3 protein-coding genes and 2 pseudogenes are annotated in these 4,390 nt (G+C 45.0%); 2 read left to right on the top strand and 3 right to left on the bottom strand.

Going from position 1 to position 4,390, the window contains the following annotated elements:
* Both IM477_RS13905 and IM477_RS13900 read left to right on the top strand, forming a co-directional pair.
* Nucleotides 1-576: pseudogene (locus IM477_RS13905) on the top strand (RRXRR domain-containing protein); the annotation flags it as partial.
* A 59-nt stretch (nt 577-635) separates the two neighbouring features.
* Nucleotides 636-1,358 carry a Stp1/IreP family PP2C-type Ser/Thr phosphatase gene (locus IM477_RS13900; RefSeq protein WP_287732165.1) on the top strand — a complete coding sequence of 241 codons (723 nt, stop codon included), beginning with the start codon at nt 636-638 and terminating at the stop codon, nt 1,356-1,358.
* 190 nt (nt 1,359-1,548) lie between these two features.
* Here the strand turns inward: IM477_RS13900 and IM477_RS13895 are convergent, their stop codons facing one another.
* From IM477_RS13895 to IM477_RS23375, 3 genes and pseudogenes are all read right to left on the bottom strand, one after another.
* On the bottom strand, nt 1,549-2,922 hold the full coding sequence (locus IM477_RS13895; RefSeq protein WP_287732166.1) for an ankyrin repeat domain-containing protein: 1,374 nt from the start codon (nt 2,920-2,922) through the stop codon (nt 1,549-1,551).
* A gap of 47 nt (nt 2,923-2,969) precedes the next feature.
* Nucleotides 2,970-3,722, bottom strand: a complete 753-nt coding sequence (locus IM477_RS13890) for a sensor histidine kinase (RefSeq protein WP_502866541.1) — start codon at nt 3,720-3,722, stop codon at nt 2,970-2,972.
* 42 nt (nt 3,723-3,764) lie between these two features.
* Nucleotides 3,765-4,076 (bottom strand): annotated as a pseudogene (locus IM477_RS23375) (response regulator); the annotation flags it as partial.
* Between the last annotated feature and the right edge of the window lie 314 nt (nt 4,077-4,390).

Below are 4,390 nucleotides of genomic sequence, written 5' to 3'. Positions count from 1 at the left end.
GGTAGAAAAGGAGCTAAGTCGGGAAAAGGTTTCTCGTCGGTTATGGTTGGACAGAAATGGGCTATTGAGCAACTGTCTCAATTGGCAACAGTCCATACTCGCTTTGGTTGGCAAACCTCTAATCTCAGAAAGTATTTGCGACTAGAAAAGTCCAAAAATAAAGCAGAACAATCACCAGAAAGTCATGCTAACGATGGCATTGCTCTTGCCTGTTTTCAGTTTTTAGATTATTGGCCATTTCACAATTCTAATGGACATGGATATGATTGGAAGGGTTATGTTAAAGTAACGAACGCTCCCTTTGCTATTATTAAACGTCCTCCTATTAGTCGTCGTCAACTTCACCTGATGGTTTTTTCTAAAGGTGGTAAACGACGTAAATATGGTGGCTCTACCACAAGACATGGGTTCCGTAAAGGAGATTTAGTTTCTTCTCCCAAAGGAATTGGTTATATTAGTGGAGATACCGAAAAACAGCTATCTGTAAGCGATACCAATGGTCAACGATTGGGACAGATAGCTGTTAGTAAGATTCAGTTAATTCGTCGTTCTAACGGTTTAATTGTTTCTCGCTAACTCATATAAAGCCGCCCTCCGCTATCGCTAAAGGGCGGGGTTTCAGACCCAGTTTTTCAATGAACAATCTTTCTTTTGGGGGAATGACCGATCCTGGTGTAGTGCGATCGGTTAATCAGGATAGTTATTATATCGACCCCGATCGCCGCTTTTTTATCGTTGCCGATGGTATGGGGGGTCATGCGGGAGGCCAGGAAGCTAGTCAAATCGCCACTGAAACTATCCAAGCTCATCTAGAAGAACACTGGAATTCGTCCCGGGCTGCCGGGGAATTGCTGCAGGAGGCAATTACTGCCGCTAACGAGAAGATTATTGAAGATCAGCTGAAAAATCCCGAAAGACAGGACATGGGGACAACCCTAGTCATAGCTATCTTCCGAGATGATGGCTCTTGGTACACCCATATTGGTGATTCCCGTCTCTATCGCTTTCGTGAGCAAAAATTAGAACAGGTGACGGAGGATCATACTTGGATAGCTAGGGCGATAAAAATGGGCGATCTGTCCGAAGAAGATGCGAAAAACCACCCTTGGCGACACATTTTATTTCAATGTCTCGGTCGTCGCGATTTGCCCCCAGTGACGGTATCTCCCCTTGATGTGCAATCCGGCGATAGTTTAATTCTCTGTAGTGATGGTTTGACGGAAGAAGTGTCCGACGAGGAAATTAGCGATTATTTGCAAACCGGTGCTGATTGTCAGGAAATTGTCGAAAATTTAGTGGCAGCGGCCAAAAAAGCTGGCGGTTCCGATAATATCACCGTGGTCATGGTAAGCTGTTGACTATCTAGGGTTTGCGGCAAAAAGTTTCTCGTGGGGAAGTGGGGAAGTGGGGAAGTGGGGGAATTTCAACTAAAACCCTAAAACCCTAACACCCTAACACCCCCCGCAACGCGCACGCAGTGACCACCCTATCTCCTGCCTCGCAGCCTCGGAGCCTCATCTCAACAAGCAATTTAAATTCGCGGGCAGCTTACTCGATCGCTCCTGCTTGTTGTAATAAAGAAACGATCGCCTGATGGTGATTAAATTTAGCTAACATTAAAGCGGTCATTCCCCCTTGATTTTTCTGATTTAAGTGCACTTTTCCCCCGTCTAACAAGACTTTAACCGTGTCGAGACAACCGTGATAACTCGCCCACATTAAAGGGGAAGCACCGCTAAAATCGAGTTTATTGACATCAGCACCGATATCGATTAACCGGCGCACCAATTGACTATTATTGCCCTCACAAGCTTTCATGAGGACGGTTTTGCCATCGGGATAAACGGCGTTGGGATTAGCCCCGTAGTCGAGAAGATAACGACAGATTTCCCTAAATTTGCGCTGTAGAGCTAAAGTTAACGGTGTTTCTCCCTGCTGAGTTAGGTTAGGCTCCGCCCCCTGTTTTAACAATTCTAAAACGATCGCTTCGTATCCTTGCATCGTGGCGATGATCAAGGGTGTATCACCAAAATGGTTGCGGTGATTGACAAAAGCGCCGGCTTGTAGTAAGGCATGGACGATCTCTAGATGTCCTTCGATCGTCCCTAAATGCAAGGCCGTTTCTCCAGCCTGATTTTGATTGTCAACACTGGCCCCCTTAGCGAGTAAAAGTCGGACAATATCGAAATATCCCTCAGCAGCGGCGATCATGAGGGCAGTTTCTCCCTCCTCCGTGCTGATATTCGGATTTGCTCCCGCTTGCAGTAAAGTTTGCACGCTGCCGAGATTTCCCCTCTCTACAGCCAAAATTAGGGGAGTTTCCCCGGATAAAGTGGGAGCATCGAGGGGCATACCACGGGTAATAAACAATTCGAGGATTTCTGGGCAATTGGCGACGAGAGCCTGTAACCAAGCTTGTTGACGGATTTCTTCATCTACACCACTATCGAGCAATAAACCGACAATTGCGGCGTAATTTTGTTTGATCGCTACAGATAAAGCCGTATCTCCATCCTGATCGCGCATATTGACCCGAGCGCCGGCGATTAATAACTGTTCTGCGATCGCTGTATGACCCTTATAAACGGCGATCATTAGTGCTGGTGTACCATCTTGATTAACCTGATTGACATTGGCACCGGCGGCGATTAATTGAGCAAGGATTTGACTGTGATTGAGGGCAGCCGCTAACATGAGAGGGCTTAAACCTTGAGGTTGTTTACTTTTGTTGATATCAGCCCCAAATTCTCGCAAAATTGCCACAATTTCCCTATGAACCCCCTGCACGGCATAGATTAAAGCCGTAGTATTTTGCACATCAGTGGCGTTGACATTTGCCCCCTGACTCAGTAAAGCTTGAACCCGCGCGAGATTGCCCTGACGCGCCGCTTGTATTAACAAGATATCCCAATTAGAAGCCATTAACAGTGACCGATCGGCAGAAAGTATTTTTTCCATTATCGATCTTTCTAGACGGGTAAACGGACAGAAACCCTAGTACCCCGTTCTAATTCTGAGGTGACGGCAATAGTTCCCCCATGAGCATCGATAATGCGACGGGAGAGATAAAGTCCTAACCCATTGTTGGAACTGTCCGGGGAACCGGAGTACAGGCGCTCGAAAATCCAGGGTAGTTCTTCTGCTGAAATGCCTATACCAGTATCCTCGACGACAATGGTGACAAAAGTATCTTCCTCTGTAGCGGGGATGAGATGAATTTTCACATCACCCTTTTGGGTAAATTTAATCGCATTGCCGATGAGATTGGTAAAAACGCGCCGCAGTTCCAAGCGATCGCCAGTTAGGAAAATTTCCCCGGCATTTTCGGCATTTAAGCTTAATTCTAGTCCTTTTTCTCGGGCAAGGGGAGTTAACTGCTGACAGACTTCTTCGAGAATATCGATAATCTTTAATTTAGTAAAATTAAGTGTCTTTTCGCCGTTTTCATAACAATAAACTTCCAAAAGATTATTAACCATTTCCAAGAGATTTGTATTACTGCGAATAATCACATGAATGACTCGACTCATTTCGGGAGTAATCTCACCGTATAAACCTTCTTGAAATAGTTCTAATATATGATTGACAGACACTAAGGGAGTTCGCAAATCGTGGGTCATCCTCGAAACAAAATCTTCTTTTTGTCTAGCCAATTGATCTTTTTCTTGTTTGGCAATCGCCACTTCTTGTTCCGCTTCATAGATGCGTAGGGCGTTTCGCATCGCTTGATTTAAGCGCGAGGCAGAAAGACGAAATTTACTCATATAATCGGAAGCACCGGCTTTCATCATATCTACGGCAATTCCTTCGTCTCCGTGACCGGTTAAAACAATTAGGGGTACTTTAACTCCCTGGTGCCGAATTTCCCGCACCAAAGTCAAACCATCTCCATCGGGTAGAAGATAATCGATAAACATACAGTCGAAAAGATTATTGGACATCTGTTCTTTAGCCTCTTGATAGTCAGCGGCTTCTGTTATTTCTATCGCCATCTCCGATGTTCTTAAGAATCGGCGCACGGCGATCCGATCTACTTCATTATCATCAACAATTAGAATTCTTAACTGGTTTAACATTGCCAATTTAAATCTGAATTTTATTACTGTCTGATCTACCCTGATAGAATACCTCGAATCGGGTTCGATGGTCAAGACATTTTCGAGGTCGATTCTTACAGCTTTTTTCTTAAAGATGAAGTATAACCTAATTTGCTATTGACGACCGAATCGTGACGACTGGCCCCCCAAAACGAAAAATTAGTACCTCACTATTAAGATGACTGCCACAATCGGAAACAATACTTAGGGTTTGCGGCAAAAAGTTTTTCCTGGGGGCAGGGTGTGGGGTGTGGTGTGTGGGGTTTTACCAGTTTTGAGGTGGCCAATTACCT

This window comes from Microcystis sp. M090S1 (assembly GCF_020246295.1).
Taxonomy (GTDB): domain Bacteria; phylum Cyanobacteriota; class Cyanobacteriia; order Cyanobacteriales; family Microcystaceae; genus Microcystis; species Microcystis aeruginosa.
This window is presented reverse-complemented; position numbering and strand designations above follow the sequence as displayed.